The sequence below is a fragment of the Levilactobacillus brevis genome (genome assembly GCA_021383565.1).
In the GTDB taxonomy this organism is placed as follows: Bacteria; Bacillota; Bacilli; order Lactobacillales; family Lactobacillaceae; genus Levilactobacillus; species Levilactobacillus brevis_B.
Window position 1 is genome coordinate 2,455,830 of record CP079699.1, and the last position, 17,053, is coordinate 2,472,882.

General features: G+C 49.8%; 13 protein-coding genes. 9 read left to right on the forward strand and 4 right to left on the reverse strand.

What is annotated here, in order from left to right:
- The first annotated feature begins 62 nt into the window (after positions 1-62).
- The 5 genes from KB236_11365 to KB236_11385 all read left to right on the forward strand — a co-directional run bounded on the left by KB236_11365 (position 63) and on the right by KB236_11385 (position 7,901).
- Positions 63-755: a response regulator transcription factor gene (locus tag KB236_11365; GenBank protein ID UIF29096.1), complete on the forward strand. Its 693-nt coding sequence runs from the start codon at positions 63-65 to the stop codon at positions 753-755.
- The gene (locus KB236_11370; GenBank protein ID UIF29097.1) at positions 745-2,076 is read left to right on the forward strand and encodes a HAMP domain-containing histidine kinase; all 1,332 of its coding nucleotides are present in this window, start codon (positions 745-747) and stop codon (positions 2,074-2,076) included. Before KB236_11365 ends, KB236_11370 begins: the two co-directional genes overlap by 11 nt.
- Before the next feature lie 961 nt (positions 2,077-3,037).
- The gene (locus KB236_11375; protein UIF29098.1) at positions 3,038-4,003 is read left to right on the forward strand and encodes a LacI family DNA-binding transcriptional regulator; all 966 of its coding nucleotides are present in this window, start codon (positions 3,038-3,040) and stop codon (positions 4,001-4,003) included.
- 194 nt (positions 4,004-4,197) lie between these two features.
- Complete coding sequence (locus KB236_11380) at positions 4,198-5,562, forward strand: SLC45 family MFS transporter (GenBank protein ID UIF29099.1); 1,365 nt, start codon at positions 4,198-4,200, stop codon at positions 5,560-5,562.
- 77 nt (positions 5,563-5,639) lie between these two features.
- Positions 5,640-7,901, forward strand: coding sequence for a glycoside hydrolase family 65 protein (locus KB236_11385; protein ID UIF29100.1), 2,262 nt, complete (start codon positions 5,640-5,642; stop codon positions 7,899-7,901).
- Positions 7,902-8,095: 194 nt separating this feature from the next.
- On the opposite strand, the gene KB236_11390 is transcribed toward KB236_11385, so the two are convergent.
- Both KB236_11390 and rpsN read right to left on the reverse strand, forming a co-directional pair.
- The gene (locus KB236_11390; GenBank protein UIF29101.1) at positions 8,096-8,533 is read right to left on the reverse strand and encodes a hypothetical protein; all 438 of its coding nucleotides are present in this window, start codon (positions 8,531-8,533) and stop codon (positions 8,096-8,098) included.
- 121 nt (positions 8,534-8,654) lie between these two features.
- Complete coding sequence (gene rpsN / locus KB236_11395) at positions 8,655-8,924, reverse strand: 30S ribosomal protein S14 (protein UIF29102.1); 270 nt, start codon at positions 8,922-8,924, stop codon at positions 8,655-8,657.
- A gap of 363 nt (positions 8,925-9,287) precedes the next feature.
- Here rpsN and KB236_11400 point away from each other — a divergent pair, with 363 nt between their 5' ends.
- Positions 9,288-11,201 (forward strand): hypothetical protein, encoded by a 1,914-nt coding sequence (locus tag KB236_11400; GenBank protein ID UIF29103.1) that lies wholly within the window; start codon positions 9,288-9,290, stop codon positions 11,199-11,201.
- 78 nt (positions 11,202-11,279) lie between these two features.
- Here KB236_11400 and KB236_11405 read toward each other — a convergent pair whose 3' ends face one another.
- Positions 11,280-12,314 carry a galactose mutarotase gene (locus KB236_11405; GenBank protein ID UIF29104.1) on the reverse strand — a complete coding sequence of 345 codons (1,035 nt, stop codon included), beginning with the start codon at positions 12,312-12,314 and terminating at the stop codon, positions 11,280-11,282.
- Positions 12,315-12,609: 295 nt separating this feature from the next.
- Here KB236_11405 and KB236_11410 point away from each other — a divergent pair, with 295 nt between their 5' ends.
- Complete coding sequence (locus tag KB236_11410; protein UIF29105.1) at positions 12,610-13,443, forward strand: alpha/beta fold hydrolase; 834 nt, start codon at positions 12,610-12,612, stop codon at positions 13,441-13,443.
- A gap of 30 nt (positions 13,444-13,473) precedes the next feature.
- On the opposite strand, the gene KB236_11415 is transcribed toward KB236_11410, so the two are convergent.
- Entirely contained in the window at positions 13,474-14,292 is an 819-nt protein-coding gene (locus tag KB236_11415) for a Cof-type HAD-IIB family hydrolase (GenBank protein ID UIF29106.1), read from the reverse strand.
- Between the two features lie 259 nt (positions 14,293-14,551).
- On the opposite strand from KB236_11415, the gene KB236_11420 reads away from it, so the two are divergent.
- Both KB236_11420 and KB236_11425 read left to right on the forward strand, forming a co-directional pair.
- Positions 14,552-14,935: a MarR family transcriptional regulator gene (locus KB236_11420; protein UIF29107.1), complete on the forward strand. Its 384-nt coding sequence runs from the start codon at positions 14,552-14,554 to the stop codon at positions 14,933-14,935.
- Between the two features lie 110 nt (positions 14,936-15,045).
- Entirely contained in the window at positions 15,046-16,908 is a 1,863-nt protein-coding gene (locus KB236_11425; GenBank protein UIF30368.1) for an N-acetylmuramoyl-L-alanine amidase, read from the forward strand.
- Positions 16,909-17,053: the final 145 nt, after the last annotated feature.

The window sequence follows — 17,053 nt, forward strand, 5'->3', positions numbered from 1 at the left end:
TGTGGCCCGTCTCGCAACAGGTAAGAGTGAGGCCACGGATAATTTAAAAGGAGGAATGCCCGTTGAGTACGACCGCTAAAGTATTAGTTGTAGAAGATGAACGAGAATTGTCTGCGGACATTGTTGAATTAATTAAACCGATCTGTGAAACCACCACCGCCTTTGATGGCGAGCAGGGGGAGTTTCTGGCTAGCCAGGGGGTCTTCGATGCAATTATCTTAGACCTGATGTTACCCGGTGAGAGTGGGCTGGATCTGCTCTTGCACATCCGCAACAAAGATATTAAGACGCCCGTCCTGATCTTAACGGCCAAGGACACGATTGCCGATAAGTTGCGGGGCTTCAATGACGGTGCCGATGATTATGTCACCAAGCCCTTCCACCGGGAAGAATTGTTGGCAAGAATGAAAGCACTGTTGAAGCGGACTGGTCATTTGAACAGCAGTGATGTAATTAGCCTCGGCCAGCTGGAAATCAACACCAGCAAGCATTTGGCCACCTTTAAAGGACAACCCTTGACGCTGAAGGGCCGAGAATTCGATTTGTTGGCGTATTTGGTCGCCAATCCTGGCACCATCATTACGAAAGAACAGATTTTCAACCGGCTGTGGGGCTTTGATTCCGAGACGAGTCTGTCCGTGGTCGAAGTCTACATGAGTAACTTGCGAAAGGAGCTCAAGAATGCCGGCAGTGACCTGTCGTTACGGACGATTCGTAACGCAGGCTACATTGTGGAGGCCCCTGATGAGCAATAAGGTTAACCAGGCGCAGCAGTGGCGACTCTTTATCAGTAATTTTATTGGGTTCACCGTTATTTTCGTATCGTTGGGCGTCATTGTGTTTGTGCTCTTCCGCAACGCCATGCTCACTAGCACCGACCAAGCGTTACGCGTGGAACGGACATCACGGTTGCGGGGAGTGCCGGTGACCAAGAAACCCGTCGAACAGGGCAAACAGCCCGGGGGCCGCGTCCAGTATGGTCGCGCCATTCATCCGTTTATGACCACGACCTTAATCTTTAATGACGCTGGTAAAATTACCAATCACGTTCAGTTAGGGTCGCGTTATGACACGTTAAAAAATATCAATCTGGACAAGTCGCAGGTTGGTCAGCTCCACACGATTCAGGTGGGTGGTAAGTACAATTTCCGTACGTTGCTGGTGCACGTTCCCAAGAGTAACGCTGACAAGCTGGTTGCCGGTAAGTACCTGCTGATTATGGAAAATATCGACCCGCAGAAGGCCGCTATGAGTAACTTTACCCGGGTATTGCTGATTACAATGGGCGTCTTTTGGCTACTGTCGATCCTGATGAGCATTTGGATGTCACGGCTGACCATGCGACCAATTCTGAAGTCATGGGGCCGTCAGACGGAGTTTGTGGGCAATGCGGCGCATGAACTACGGACACCTCTCACGATTATTCAAAATAAACTGGAACTGTTACTGACCAAGCCTAACGATAAAATTATTGACCAAGCGGAAAATATTGCGATTGCCAACAGCGAGAGTCAGCGCCTGCAGAAGTTGACGCAGGACCTGTTGGCATTGGCCCGTTCGGATTCCAACACGCTTCAGACGAACTTTGAGACGACGCACGTGGCCGACTTTCTTCAACGCACGGTGGAACCCTATACCGAGATTGCGGCTAGTCAGGGGAAACGGCTGGAATTAGCGCCGGTCGCGGATTTTCGCGCGACGTTAGACCAAAATCTGATTCATCAGTTGATGAACATATTAATTGATAATGCCCTCAAGTATTCACCTAAAGACAGTACCATTACGATTTCGGCACGAGTCGTTGGCCGTAAATGGCAATTGATCGTGGCCGACCAGGGGATTGGCGTTAACGATGCGGATCGCAAGCGAATCTTCGACCGGTTCTACCGGGTGGACAGTTCGCGGAGTCGCCAGACCGGTGGTAATGGGCTGGGGTTGTCGATTGCCCATTGGATTGTGAATCTTCATCATGGTGCGATTGCGGTCAAGGCCAATCAGCCGCGGGGCAGTCAGTTTGTGACGACCCTCCCGCTCACGCCCTCATCCGGATTGAGTGGCCATCACGAGAAAAAATAAGGCTTGCACCTTACCGTTTGCTAAATTTGCTGCATCTATAGCTACACAGCTAAAGGTTGAAAGCTATAAAATAGCTAGAATCCGTAGTATGACAAGAATGCCATCCATGATAATAGGCTAGTCGCGTACTGGCCGCCTTGCCGTTCGCCAAATTTGGTCTGGATCGTTGTGGGGAGGACGGGCCAAGCCAGAGAGCGGTCTTTTCCCTCACTTTGAGCCGTCAGCCCGCGTCTCAAAGTCGCCATTTTCCAAGCAGAGCCCTTGGAAAATCCCACGGCTGAGACCAAATTCAACTCACTCATGGCTACTTTGGTGTATCCAATTATGCCGGTTGAACGTTGTCACGCCAGCGATTTCACCGCGCGTTTAGTGGCTTTCACCCAACCGGAGGCAGCCAGAGATGGAGGTAGCCGTGGCAGCGGTGTTAGCTGACGTTTTGAGTCAGCTTACAGCGCGGGACGTGTTTGGAGACTGGCGATTCTTGTCAGGCTTCAAGCCGAGCCGGAGGACAGCTTCTCAGGCCGTAGGCGGTCCCCACAGCGCCGGAATCTCTGGCAGCCGCAGGTGGTGTTGATGATTAGTGTTATGGCGGTAAGCATTGTCAGCTGGGGACTGGGGCGCGTTTGCGAGCTTTCAACCTTCAGTACAAATACAGTTATAACGTGGTTACTGTACGCTTAAGAAGATCAGAGATGCGTTAAAGTAAGGGCCCTCAAACCGGAGAGCCCTTTTGTTAACGCCAGCTATACCATTAGTCTAGACGACCGTAAATCATTGCCTTTAGACAGCTTAAGAATGCCTAGTATCACGTTTTTATCGTTTGTTTTCTCGGCGTAATCCCACTAATGTAGACCAATTACTGGTGATTTGCGGTAGGAACTGTTTTCATTCGTCCGTTTCTATGGTAAGATTTATTTCATGAGGACACTGCTGTTAAGCGCATAAGGAGCTTTCGAAAAAGATGTTAACCATTCGTGATATTGCCGCCAAGGCGGGGGTTTCAGTCTCTACCGCCTCCCGGGCCTTGAATAATAATCCGCGGATCAGTGCCGCCACCCGGAAACGAATCCAGGAGTTGGCCGCCGCGGAGGGCTATCGGCCCAACTACAATGCTAAAAATTTAACTGCCGGGGAAGCTAACGCGGTTGGGGTGGTCTTTCCCACCTCGGATCGTAATTCGACGGACAATCCGTTTTACATCGACCTCCTACGCGGCATCAATACGGAACTGATGAAACGCCAGTACGTGCTGTCGGTGGCCATCAGTAAGACGGCCGAGGCCTTACTGGAGAACGTCAAGGCGATGGTCGCCCAGGGGAAGATTAAGCGCTTCGTCCTGCTGTACGTCCACCAAGACGACCCGGTGGCGGCCTTCTTGCGCGAGAAGCATCTGCACTTTGTGACGATTGGGGAGCCCGTCGATGGGCACGACGACTATTTCGTGGATAACGACAACCTAGAGGCTGGGATTGGCGGCGCCAGCTTCCTGCTCGACCAGTTGGCCGTGAAACATCCCGTCTTCGTCGAGTCTGGGCACGATTGGGGCTACGAGCGACAACGGCGCCAAGGTTATGAACGTGTCGCGGCTCGGTTCAACGTGGAACCGTTGACGTGTAAGCTCCGTGATCTCGAGTATGTTCGCTCGTTCGTTCAGCACCATCCTGAGATTGATGGCATCATGGCGACGGATGATTTTAACGCCATCGAGTTCTATCGGCTCGTCCGTGAACGGTATGCCGTCAGTCATTTTCCCGTAGTCAGCTACAACCAATCATTACCTGCGGGCCTCACGGACGCTAATCTTCACTCGGTTAATTTATTCCCCGAGAAGATGGGATCGGCCACGGTTAGTCTGTTGTTTGGTGATCAACACCCGGCCCAGGATGCGGTGGCCAAACAAATCAGGATTCCCTACGAAATTAAATAAAAAATTGTGGCCCGGCCAAGGGAAAGAAAATCCCATAGCCGGGCCTTTTTGAACTGTCAGGTGTGAAAGCGTACACAAAGAAAGTTCTGCGCAAACGGTTGCATTTTTATGTAAGCGGTGCCATAATGATTCCACGAAGCAAGTTATCACTTAGCAATTATTTAAGCAACACGAGCCTGAGGAGGTTTTGGATTATGGCAGATGAATCACTTTCAGCCGCGGCTGCCCAGAAAAAGAATGGGTTACCAACACTACCGGCCAGTACCATTTGGATGATCAACTTTGGTTTCCTAGGGGTACAAACGGCCTTTACGTTACAGAGTTCCCAAATGAGCCGAATTTTCCAGACGATTGGGGCCGATCCGAACAGTCTAGGATGGTTCTTCATTTTACCACCATTGGCTGGTCTAATTGTGCAACCGATTGTCGGGTACTATTCCGATAGAACCTGGGCCCCGAAGTTAGGGGGACGGCGGTTGCCTTATCTGTTGTTAGGGACCATCGTGGCCGTCATCGTCATGTGCCTTTTGCCCAACTCCGGGAGTATGGGCTTTGGCTACGCGTCACTGGCTGCCTTACTCTTTGGTGCCTTGACCGTGGCGTTCCTGGATTTATCGTCCAACATCGCCATGCAACCCTTCAAGATGATGGTTGGGGACATGGTCAACGATGACCAGAAGAGCTATGCTTACGGGATTCAAAGTTTCTTATCCAATACGGGGGCCGTATTAGCTGCCGTCTTACCTTTCCTGTTTGCTGCGATTGGGATTGCCAACACGGCGGCCAAAGGGGTTGTTCCCGCAACGGTTAAGGTTGCTTTCTATGTGGGGGCTATCCTGTTAGTCATTACGAGTCTGTTCACAATTTTCCGGGTTAAGGAATACGATCCGGATACGTATGCCAAGTATCATGGGATTTCCAAGGAAGATAATGCCCAAGGCGGAAACTGGTGGACGTTGTTGAAGTCCGCCCCCAAGGTTTTCTGGACCGTTACTTTAGTTCAATTCTTCTGCTGGGTAGCCTTCCAATACCTCTGGACTTACTCCGCTGGGGCCATCGCTTCCAACGTTTGGCACACGACCAACGCTGCTTCAGCCGGCTATCAAGCCGCTGGTAACTGGTACGGGGTCTTAGCCGCCGTTCAGTCCATCGCCGCTGTCGTTTGGTCATACGTTTTGGCTAAGCTCCCCAACAGTATCCACAAGTTGGGCTACGCCGGAAGCTTAGGCTTAGGCGCCATTGGGTTTATCTCCGTCTTCTTCGTGCATAACCAATACACCTTGATCGCCTCCTTTATTCTCGTCGGGATTGCTTGGGCGGCAATGAACACCTACCCATTGACGATGGTCACCAACGCCTTGTCTGGTGCCCACATGGGAACTTACCTAGGATTGTTCAACGGGTCCATCTGTTTACCACAGATTGTGGCTTCCCTGGCCAGCTTCGCCCTCTTCCCATTACTGGGTGGTGCCCAAGCCAACATGTTCTTATTAGCCGGAATCATCATGGCGATTGGGGCGTTGTCCGTTGGTTTCATCAAGGAAACGTACCGTGCTTAACGCAATGCGCTAGAATAAAAAAGGGCGGATCACGTCCGTCGTAACCAGTGATTAACATAAAAAGGAGAAATTACACCATGAAACGAATTTTTGAGGTACAGCCTTGGAACGTCATTACCCATACTTTTGACCCCAAAGACAAGCGCCTACAGGAATCCATGACCAGTATGGCCAACGGTTATATGGGCATGCGGGGCGATTTTGAAGAAGGATACAGCGGCGACTCCCTGCAAGGTATCTACTTGGGTGGCGTCTGGTATCCAGATAAAACCCGGGTTGGCTGGTGGAAGAACGGTTACCCCAAGTACTTCGGTAAGGTGGTTAATGCCGTCAACTTCATCAAACTGCCAGTTGAACTGAACGGAAAGCCGGTCGATCTGGCCAAGGATAAGATCAGTGACTTTACCCTCGACCTCGATATGCACCGGTCCGTGTTGACCCGCTCCTTTACGGTCGAACGGGGTGACACGCGGGTGGCCTTGACCTTCGAACGCTTCCTGAGTGTCAGCCAACAAGAACTCTCCGTGCAAAAAGTCACGGTGAAGAATCTGGGCAGCAGTAGCGTTGATGTCACGCTGAAGCCAAGTATCGACGCCGATGTCATGAACGAAGAAGCCAACTATGACGAACGGTTCTGGGACGTTCTGGCTACGGACCAACAAGCCGATCGGGGCAGTGTCATTGCCAAGACAACACCGAATCCATTTGGTACGCCACGGTTCATGTCCGGCATGGAAATGCGGTTAGTCACGGACCTGAGCAATGTCGCCGTGACCCAACCCAATGATAAGGAAGTCATGACGGCCTACACGGGCAGTTTGGCGCCGGAAGCATCAGCAGAATTAGAGAAGCGCGTGATCGTGGTCACCTCTAGAGACTACGATTCGCAAGAAACATTAACCCAGGCCATGCACGACCTGAGTGACAAAGTGGCTGGCGAAAGTTACGCCGACCTTCTCGCCGCCCACACCCAAATCTGGGCCGATCGTTGGGAAAAGTCAGACGTCCAAATTGCTGGTGATGACGAGTCTCAGCAAGGGATTCGTTTCAACCTGTTCCAGTTATTCTCTACTTATTACGGAGAAGATTCACGACTCAACATTGGGCCTAAGGGCTTCACCGGTGAAAAATACGGTGGGGCGACCTACTGGGATACCGAAGCCTTCGCCGTTCCCGTTTATCTGGGGATCACGAACCCTGAGGTCACTCGGAACCTTCTGATGTACCGCTACAAGCAATTGGACGGGGCCTACGTCAACGCCCAAGAACAGGGCTTGAAGGGGGCGCTCTTCCCGATGGTGACGTTCGATGGGATCGAATGCCACAACGAATGGGAAATTACGTTTGAAGAAATCCACCGGAATGGTGATATTGCCTTTGCCATCTACAATTACACGCGTTACACCGGCGACACCTCCTACGTCCTGCATGAAGGGGCCAAGGTTCTCTCCGAGATTTCACGGTTCTGGGCCGATCGCGTGCACTTCAGCAAACGGAACAACCAGTACATGATTCACGGGGTTACCGGTGCGGATGAATACGAAAACAACGTTGATAATAACTGGGACACCAACCTCCTGGCACAATGGACGTTGAAGTATACGTTGGAAATCTTGGGTCAAGTGGACGCCGCCACGGCTAAGCAGCTCGACATCAACATTTCGGACGAAGAGAAGGCCAAGTGGCAAGATATCGTGGACCGGATGTACCTGCCTTACGACAAGGATCTGAACATCTTTGTCCAACACGATGGTTTCCTCGACAAGGATATCGAACCGGTCAGCGCCATTCCTGCCGACCAACGGCCAATCAACCAGCACTGGTCTTGGGATAAAATCCTGCGGTCACCGTACATCAAGCAGGGGGATGTCCTGCAAGGAATTTGGGACTTCATCGACGACTTTACGCCGGAACAAAAGAAGGCCAACTTCGACTTTTACGAACCCCTAACGGTTCACGAATCCAGCCTGTCACCCGCCATTCACGCGGTATTGGCGGCGGATCTGGGCTACGAGGACAAAGCGGTGGAGCTCTATTCCCGGACGGCCCGGCTGGATCTGGACAACTACAACAATGACACCACGGACGGTTTGCACATTACGGCCATGACCGGGGGCTGGATTGCCGTGGTTCAAGGCTTCGCTGGCATGCGGGTCCGCAACGGTCAGCTCCGCTACGCACCATTCCTGCCGAAGACGTGGACGAGTTATTCCTTCCGTCAGGTCTTCCGTGGTAGTCTGATTGAAGTCACGGTTGACGCTGACGGCACCCACTTTAAGTTAATGAGTGGTAAGCCGTTGACGATTGACGTGGCCGGCAAGCCCGTTGACGTGAAGTAACAGCCTTGACGACTAAGGAACACCGGCTCCTTTGCTCGGTGTTCGGTCAGTCAGTAGACTAGGGCGAAACGTGATTGAAAATCACACAAGACGACTTTTAAAAGCCCCACCTTATTTATAAAATCGACAGAAAATCACCATTTTCACGGGACCTGAGTGTTCCGGAAAATGGTGATTTTTGGTGTTGTTTGCGATTAGAAATCTTGTGGCAGGTTCTCCTGTTGCTGGGCCTTAATCTGGGTTAGCGGGCCGTCGTCTTGCCAGAAAGTCAACCATTCGCCGGTAGTGGTGAGGCTTTCCAACTCGAGTTGTTGGTCGACCAGTAAGTCTTGTTCCAGGCGCGTCTTGAAGCTGGCGATGAGGGCCTGAATGACCTGTAAGTTCTGAGTCAGATCGTTGCCGTCCAGGGCCGCCATTTGGTCATGAAAGTCATGGCGCATAGCGTCTTCAATGGCCCGTAGCCGGCGTTCGTTTTGCCGGGATAACTTCGGTTGGTTGTTGGCGTCAAAAGCCATAGCGGGGCTGACACCCACGAATTGGGCGTTAATTTTGGGCGTATCAATGCCATAAGGTGTTTGGCCACCGTTGCCAAAGACATCGAATTCCCGAATAACGGTTAAGACTGTTGTCATAGAAAAAAAGCTCCTTTTGTTCGCGTCATGTTTTCAGTTTAGAGCAAAGAAAAATCCACGTCAATCCTTGCCGTAGCGGGGGTGACGTGGATGAATTTGTGATTTAAATATAGCCTAGGATTTACCAGCTAGCCTTGCGTACGCCGGGAATCTTTCCCTCATGGGCCAACTGCCGGAAGTTCAGACGAGATAAGCCGAATTTCCGCATGTAAGCGTGAGGCCGGCCATCCAAGTGGTCGCGGTGATGAATCCGAACCGGGGAGGCATTCCGTGGTAGCAGCGCCAGTGCGGCGTAGTCGCCAGCTGCCTTCAGTTCTGCGCGTTGATCGGCGTACTTCGCAACGGTTGCTTCAATCCGTTTTTCTTTAGCAATTTTTGACTTTTTAGCCATGAATATGAGTATCTCCTTTGATTAAATAGTAATAATTACGTTCTAATCAGCATAGCATTTTCACGCGAAGACTGTCAACGATTTTGACTCTGAGTAGCGATAGCCCCCAATGATTGTGGGATGAATCAGTTAGTCAATAGCATTGATAGCTGACTGAACTAACCAACGTTTTAGACTGATATTAGTGGTCCGCTTCGCCATCGGTCTCCGCCTGCCATGGCTTTTCACGATAGGGGAGATTGTGGCTAGTAAGTTATTGACATTAACTAGTTAGTCGGTAAGCGTTTTCGTCGAACCGTTCGGCAAGGGATGATAGGCTATAAGTGAGGGTTAACGTGAATTTATTAATTGGGGGGATTCACTATGAAACAGCACAATCAATTTAAACAACTAATGTTTGCGGGAATATTGGGGGCCGTGATGACGGTTGGCGGTGTGATGACGACCCAGCTCACTGGCCAAGCCGCGACTGAACCGACGACGGGACAGACCACTACGGAGCCACATGCCGATCAGGATGTAGTGACATTTGGCGACTCGAATTTGGAAGAAATCGTAGCTAAGGGATTAGGTGTGACGGGTCCGGTGACTTATGGTGATATTCGGCATTATTCTGGGAAACAACTGGACTTGGATTATACGTTATTACCGAAATATGACGCAAAAGAAAACACTCCAATTCTGCTCAGCTCGTTAGAGGGCATACAGAGCCTACAGGAACTGCCAGCAGGAATCGGGGTCAAGGTTCAATTGGCACTTGAGAGTGATGTCTCCTTGGCGCTATTTGAGGGATTACCGGTTTCTGGCAGTTTTAGTGTTCTGCAAGATAACATGCATGGCAGAAGGGACTTTACGGATTTGAATCGCATCAACCTCATCGCAGATCCTACGCATTCGCCTATGCGAAAACTGACGATCGGAGGAGCAACTAGGTACAAAAATCAGGGGGGATTGACCAATTATGATGTTAAAGAATTAAAGCCCCTGTTTGCTAAGTTTACTAGTTTAAGAACAGCCACTGCCGAGGATCCGACTAATATTGCTTTGCCTGATCAAAATGTAACGGATTTTTCGTTCTTTAAGCAGTTTTCTCCGGTTTATGTCGTAGCGTATGGTGAATTCACGGTCTTTAGCCAGCCAACCTACATTGATCCGGCAACTTTTACGCAAGAGACTCAGTTGCGGGTACCAGCGCCATTTAAGGGATTAGATGGCGAACCCGTTCAGACGAGCACCTCCGTTTGGTCCGCCGCCTCGCAAAAATTCACAGAATTTCCAACAGAGGGCACAGACGCCCTAGTAAAAGGAATCGATGCTGAATCGCCCTGGTTAATCTTAGGACATTGGCAAGGTAATAAGAATTTTAACTATTTGGCCCCGATTCAGTATAAGGATGGGAATAAGTTGAGTGTCGACGGCTATCAATATTACAAGCTTGTCTGGGAGAAAGCGCCAGACGAATCTTCCAACTCATCCTCAAATACGAATACCAACACGCCAGGAACTGGCACGACCACTTCACCCGACGCGGATTCCAGCTCTGCTGTAACTTCTTCGTCTGAAAATGCAAAAGAGGGCGACCAAGCTGTGGCGGTCAAAGGTAGTGTGGTTTATGCCGTTAAGCCAATTTATCTCTATCAGCGACCAACCTTTAAGCAGTCACAACGCCAGGCCAGGTACGTCAAACAGCCACGGATTAACCGGCCAATGTTTGTCGTGACCGGCTATGCGCAATCCGTGAATGGTCATGCACGCTACCTGGTCAAGGACGTCAATCACCACAGTAAGACAGCAGGCAAAACGGGGTACATCACGGCTAACGCGAAATACACCGTGCCGGTCTACTATCAGAAGAAGGCAGCTAAGATGACCGTGATCAATCCGGCGGGGGTCAACGCTTACCGGCAAGTGGGCCTGAAGAAACGGGTCACGCACTATCGTCAGGGAACCACGCTGAAGGTCACTGGCTTAAAGCATTACCGCCTGACCACGCGGTTTAAGCTGAGTAATGGCACCTACGTGACCGCCAACCGTAAGCTGGTCACGACCCAGAAGACCACCACGCCGGCCTACATTCGGACTAAGACCACGGTGAACCGTTACCGGACGGTTAATTTGACCGGTAAACGGGGGAGCTATGCCGCCAAGAAACGGGTGAAGGTCTTGGGCTGGGCCTACTCACAACCGACAAACTTCGATCACTTTGGAACGTTACGATACCGCGTAGCCGGGGGTTATGTGACGGCCAACGCGAAGTATGTGCAGGCGATTCGTTAAAGTGGCGATGATCATTTTAGAACACAAAAACACCACGCAATGGGTAGCGTGGTGTTTTTTAGGTTAAATCAGTTTGAATTAATACTTCACTTCGTAGGCAATTTCGTAAGTCTGGGTCTTGCCAGCGGGGATAGAAACGTCCCCAAAGTTTGGATGGTGTGGTGTGTCGGATAAGGTTTGCGCTTCCAAGGCAACCCCCATGTAAGGTTGGCCGGCACCGGTAGCGAGCTTCATGTCAGACGTGAAGGAGTTAGCGGTGAAGACCACCAGACCGTTACGGCTAGACTTGATGGTGACGGACCGGTTGGATTGCGGATCGCTTAATTCAGCAATCTTATTGTCAGCGGCGGGTTCAACATGGAATAAGTCGTCGAAGCCTTTTTCGGTAGTATCCTGCATGCCCCGGATGGCTTCGCCTAAGTTTTGACCCTTAGAGAAGTCGAATGGCGTGCCGGCATTTTGGATGAAGTTCCCGGTTGGAATCTTTTCGCTAGTCACTTCCAAGTGTTCCTTGGCGTTGATTTGAAGCGTTTGACCGGAGATCAATTGGTCATCACTCAGGTTGAAGTAGACGTGTAACGTTGGGTTGAAGAGAGTCAGCGCCGTTGAGTTGGCTTCGAACTTCAAGTTAACCCGGTCGTTGTTGTCCAGAGAGTAGATCATCTTGGCAGTCAAATCACCAGGGAAGGAGTCGTCGCTGGACTTAAATGTGTGGCTCAAGATAATCTTGGCCTCGTTGGCGTCACTATCGTCGATTTCACCGTCCCAGTTGACCGTATTAAAGCCATGAGGGCCACCGTGAAGCGTCGTGTCTTTACCTTCGTTGGTATCAACGGTGTACGTCTTACCGCCCATTTCAAAGGTTCCACCGCCGAGACGACCACCAGTCCGGCCAATTCCCATGCAGACGTAGAACGGATTTGACAGGTAATCTTCCATTTTGTGGTAAGATAGCACCAAATTCTTGTCGCCCTTGTCCGTTGGAACGGAGAGCGTATGTAACGTTGCGCCCCAGCTTAAGATGCCAAGTTTGACGCCATTCTTGTTTTCAATCGTATATTCGGTGACAGCTTGATTCTGGTAAGTATCCCATTTAGTTGTAGCAGTTTTCATGAGCAAGTCCTCGATTTCTATAGATTAAATTAAAGCGTTTTCATTTCTGGCTCTATTTTATATTTTTATCCGTACAATTGTCAAATATACTTGGGACTAAAATCAATAACCGGGTAACCTTTTTGAAAGAATCACGTTTTAATTCCCGGAATATCAGCATTTCTATTGCCAAATAAGTTTTGTGCGGATGAATTTTTAGCAAAGTTGTTCAGCATAATAAATATACAGCGAACGAAATTTCACTTGTACGCAATCGAAAGAACTGGCATAATAGATTAGTTTAGGGGGGATTGAATTGACTCGTAAATGGCGATGGCTACCAACGGCGATCGTGGGTGGATGGTTAAGTTACCAGTGGCTTGGTCGCTTGGCCGTTCCGCCAGAAGAATTGGCGACGCGGCGAGCGGATGTGGTCTATGCGGCGACCCCAACCTTATTTATTCCGGGCTGGGGTGGTAATGCCTGGACGTACAACCGATTACTACGGTGGTTGGCCCGTCAAGGCTACGGCCATAAACTATTAACGATTCGCGTTGATTGGAACGGGAATCCCCATTTTGTCGGGCATTGGGAACAGACGGCCACGAATCCACTGATTCAGGTCCTCTTCGATCATAGTCTGACACGGGACTATCAGCCCCAGGTTGCGTGGATCACAACCATTTTGCAGGCACTGAAGCAACGCTATGGGGTGACCACGTATAATCTGGTTGCCCACTCCTGGGGTGGGAGCGCGGCAATCCACAGTGTGTTGTTGCACGGCCAGCAGGAAGATTTACCTCACTTGCGACGATTAGTCCTATTGGGGGCACCGTTTGACGAGAGTCGACCGGGTGGCCGTCCAGATGCCGCCTATGAGCGCCTTAGAACGATGCGCTCGCAGTTGGGAACCAATCGTAGTGGTCAGGTGATAAACGTCTATGGCACGCTGTCAGGGCGTCTGACGGACGGTTCAGTTCCCGTTCACCAAGCTCAGGCACTGCGGCCGATTCTGGCAGGTAGCGCTTGGGACTATCGGGAAGTGCACGTACCACGGACTAGCCACGGCCAATTACACGCCTTGCCCAGAATGTGGCGTTTAATCGCTCAGGCGGTGTGGGGAATAGATGAAAAAAGCCGCCAACCGTAAGTCGGTTAGCGACTGAAAATTTAGCTGGCTTTAAACTTCACCTGCTAAAATAGCATCAATAACGTTGAGAACGCCGTCGTGATTGTTATCAGTCGGGGAGATGAGGTTCGCAACGGCCTTGACCGTGTCCGTTCCGTTTTGCATGGCAACGCCTAAACCCACGTGGGCCAACATGTCACGGTCGTTATCGTTGTCGCCGAACGCGGCAATCTCGGCGGGCTTAATGCCCCATGATTCGGCGAGCTGCGTGATTCCGATGGCCTTGTTCATGTGAGCGGCCACGATGTCGATGCTGCCGAATCCGCTGGCCATGGCGTTGATTTGGCCGGGAAAGCGGTGGTTCAGACGGGCCGCGACGTGTTGAATGGTGTCGTTGGGCCACTCGCCGTTGATTTTGTAGAACGTATCGTCAACTTGAGTCAAATCAGCCACTCGAACAATATTGTTAAAGAAGTAGTCTTGGGCGACCGGGTCACTGGGCCGGTCGCGTTGGTTAATGTAGGTGCCATGAGCACCGGACAGACGGAGAACCTGGGGCCGCAACGTATCGTCGGCGAGAATATCGGCGACAATCTGGTGGACGGTTGGGGTGGGGATGATGTCTTCAAACAGCGTCTTCCCTTGGTCAACGATTAAGCCGCCATTCTCTGCCACAAACGTTTGCACAGCGGGAGTGGGGGCAAATACTCGGTAAAGGTGGCCGAGGTGGTTGCCACTAGCTACGACGAAGTGGATACCCGCGGTAGTTAGTTGGTGAAGTTGCCGTGCAAACCGCTCGTGGTTGTAACGGCGTTCTTGATTTAAGAATGTGCCGTCAACATCGGTCGCAATCATTTTAATTCGTGTCATATCAGGCCCCTCATTCGTTTAGTTTTTATTAACTTTAATCATACGGGCTTCTGTTTCTGAATTCAATGCTCTAATCTGGAAGAAATATGACAAAATGACTACGTATCACTAGTTTTTTCATTCGTAATGCTATAAACTATTAATGAATCGGTAACATAAAGGCTGAAAATGAGGGTTATAATAAATGGTTAGCGGATAAGAATAGTAACGTAGTCTTTACGCTGCCTTATAGCTCAACTGGAAAGGAAGAAAGCAAAAAATGACGCAAACTAACGATTTAAACCAATCCTTGGAATGGTTTTCCCAACTCCAAAAGATTATGCGGCCAGTAACAACGATTAAAACGGAGGAAGTTACGATTTCTCTGGAACAATTCAACTTGTTACATGCTATCACGACTCAGCGCGAAGAATTTACGCCTACGAAATTTGCTGGCCAGATCGGCGTGTCTAAGTCGATGATTTCTGGGCAAATCTCACGGTTATTGCGGGCTGGTTTAATTGAAAGTATCGCTTCAACAGTCGATCGGCGCCAGCACAACCTGAAGTTAACGCCAGATGGTGTGAAAGTTTACACGTCAGTACGTAGCCAAGTTGTGGAACGACTTGATGGCTTACACGCTGATATTGCCAAGTTAATGTAAAGAATTAAACTTAATTTACAATTGAAAAGAAATCCCCTTTTACGACTAGAATCTTTCATTCGTGTGACAATTTGGTTAAGATGACCCAACGCTTTGATGTCTTAGCTATAATGAAACTGTTGGAAGAATTTTTAACTGGAGGGGATTTTTTGAATTTGAGGGTAAAACTCGGGTTGTTGGCCACGGTCGCAGTGGGGGCGACCGTCCTGGGACTGAACGGGTTACCGGGAACAGTTGAACCGGCCAATACCATTGTTGCCCAGGCGGCAACGACGATTAATGCCCAGCACCAAGGCATGGTTGGCAACGCTAAGAGCGTAAACAACGAGGCACTGCAGGATATGCTGGACAAGTGGGACAACGATGATCTCACGGTTCACGTACCTAAGGGAACCTATGTGTTTGATGCTGGAAATATCAAATTACACTCGAACATTACATTTAAGTTCGATAAGGGCGCCGTCTTTCGGATTACGTCAGGTAACCGGGTCAACTTCGTCTATCCAAGTCCCGAGGCGGGATACGATGGCGGGATTAGCAACGTGAAGTGGGAAGGCGCAACGTTCCAAGGCGATAACACGTCAATGGGCCAAAGCGTCTTCACGCAAAGCGTCCACCACGCGACGAACATCACGTTTAACAAGTGTGTATTCGACAACGCCGAATCCCCGACTGGCCATTACATCGACTTGGATGGGAGTCACGATATTAATATCACGAATTCTGTCTTTACGGGATTTAATGGGTCCCAAGATTTTAAGGAAGCTATTCAGATTGATTACTCGAACAAAAAGGCCATGTCTTACAAGAACCCTGGTGACCAGTACGATAACCTCCCAACGTATGACGTTAAAGTCAATAAGAACCAGTTCCTCCCAGTCTCTAAGAAGTCTGGTCAGGTTCAATCCTATGCGCCAAACCCAATTGGTGAACATGCGATTTACGGTCACGGTAAAGCCGGCATTATTCACAATGTCTACTTCACCAACAACACGGTCGTCGATCCTAAGCCACTGATGGATGACGGCGTGGCTACGATTCATTTCAAAGGAATCTCTGATCTGTGGGTTACCGGTAACAAGTTCATCAACCAACACGTGTTAGGTTCTGGGAACTATATCTACTTATACAATTCAGAGCCTGACTATAAAATGACGAACTTAAACATTGAAGACAATACGTTTACCAATGTTAACCCGACAAAACAATACATCTTCTTGGACAGTTCTGATTCAGACAATCCAATGACGGACGTTACTATCACTGGGAATAAAGTGACGACTCAGAAGAAGGGTGCTTCGTTCGTGAAGAGTAACTTCGCCTTGACAGGGGACTCCATCAAGATCGCCAAGAATACGATTAAGAAGACCAAGCCAAAGAAGACGACGGTGTCAACACAACAAACGATTACCAATACATCTGTCAGCAATTCTACGTCGCAAAAGCTCAAGAAACGTAAGCAGACCAACAAGTCTGAAAAGTACTATTCAGGGTTGGCCACGCAACACGCGCAGTTAGCTTCGAAGTACAAGACGTATTCGGTTTATAACCATATCCGTGGTCATAAGAACTGGAACATCTTGAAGTTTAACTGGAAATCAATCAAGAGCAAGCGTGTTTACATTGATATGCGGGCCAATGCCGATACAGGTAAGTGGTACCGGATTCGCTTCAGCAAGAGCGCCAACGCTAAGAAGTACTGGATTCGTAAGGGTGCCTTGAAGTTTGATACCTTCAAGAGCGAAACCTACGACCGGGAGTTCAACCTGATGAAGGTTTACCCCGTCTACACGCGGCCATTCGATGATCCGTTGTTGGCTAAGCAAAAAGGTACGACGGCCGACATCACGGAACGGCGGGTTACCATTACGCACCGAGTTAAGCGGACAGATTCCAATGGTAAAGTGTCGACTTATTACCAGATGGATAACGGTCTATGGACCCGGGCACTCGCCTTTGATTTGGACTCATAATTTCCAATCTTTAGCTAACTAAATTTAAAAGACCTCCTCTAAGCCATAATTAATGGCAAGGGGAGGTCTTTTAGGTTACGGTGCCAGTTGCTTGGGAAATGGCATCTTTGAGACGCGGTCTGACGGCTCAAAGCGAGAGAAAAGA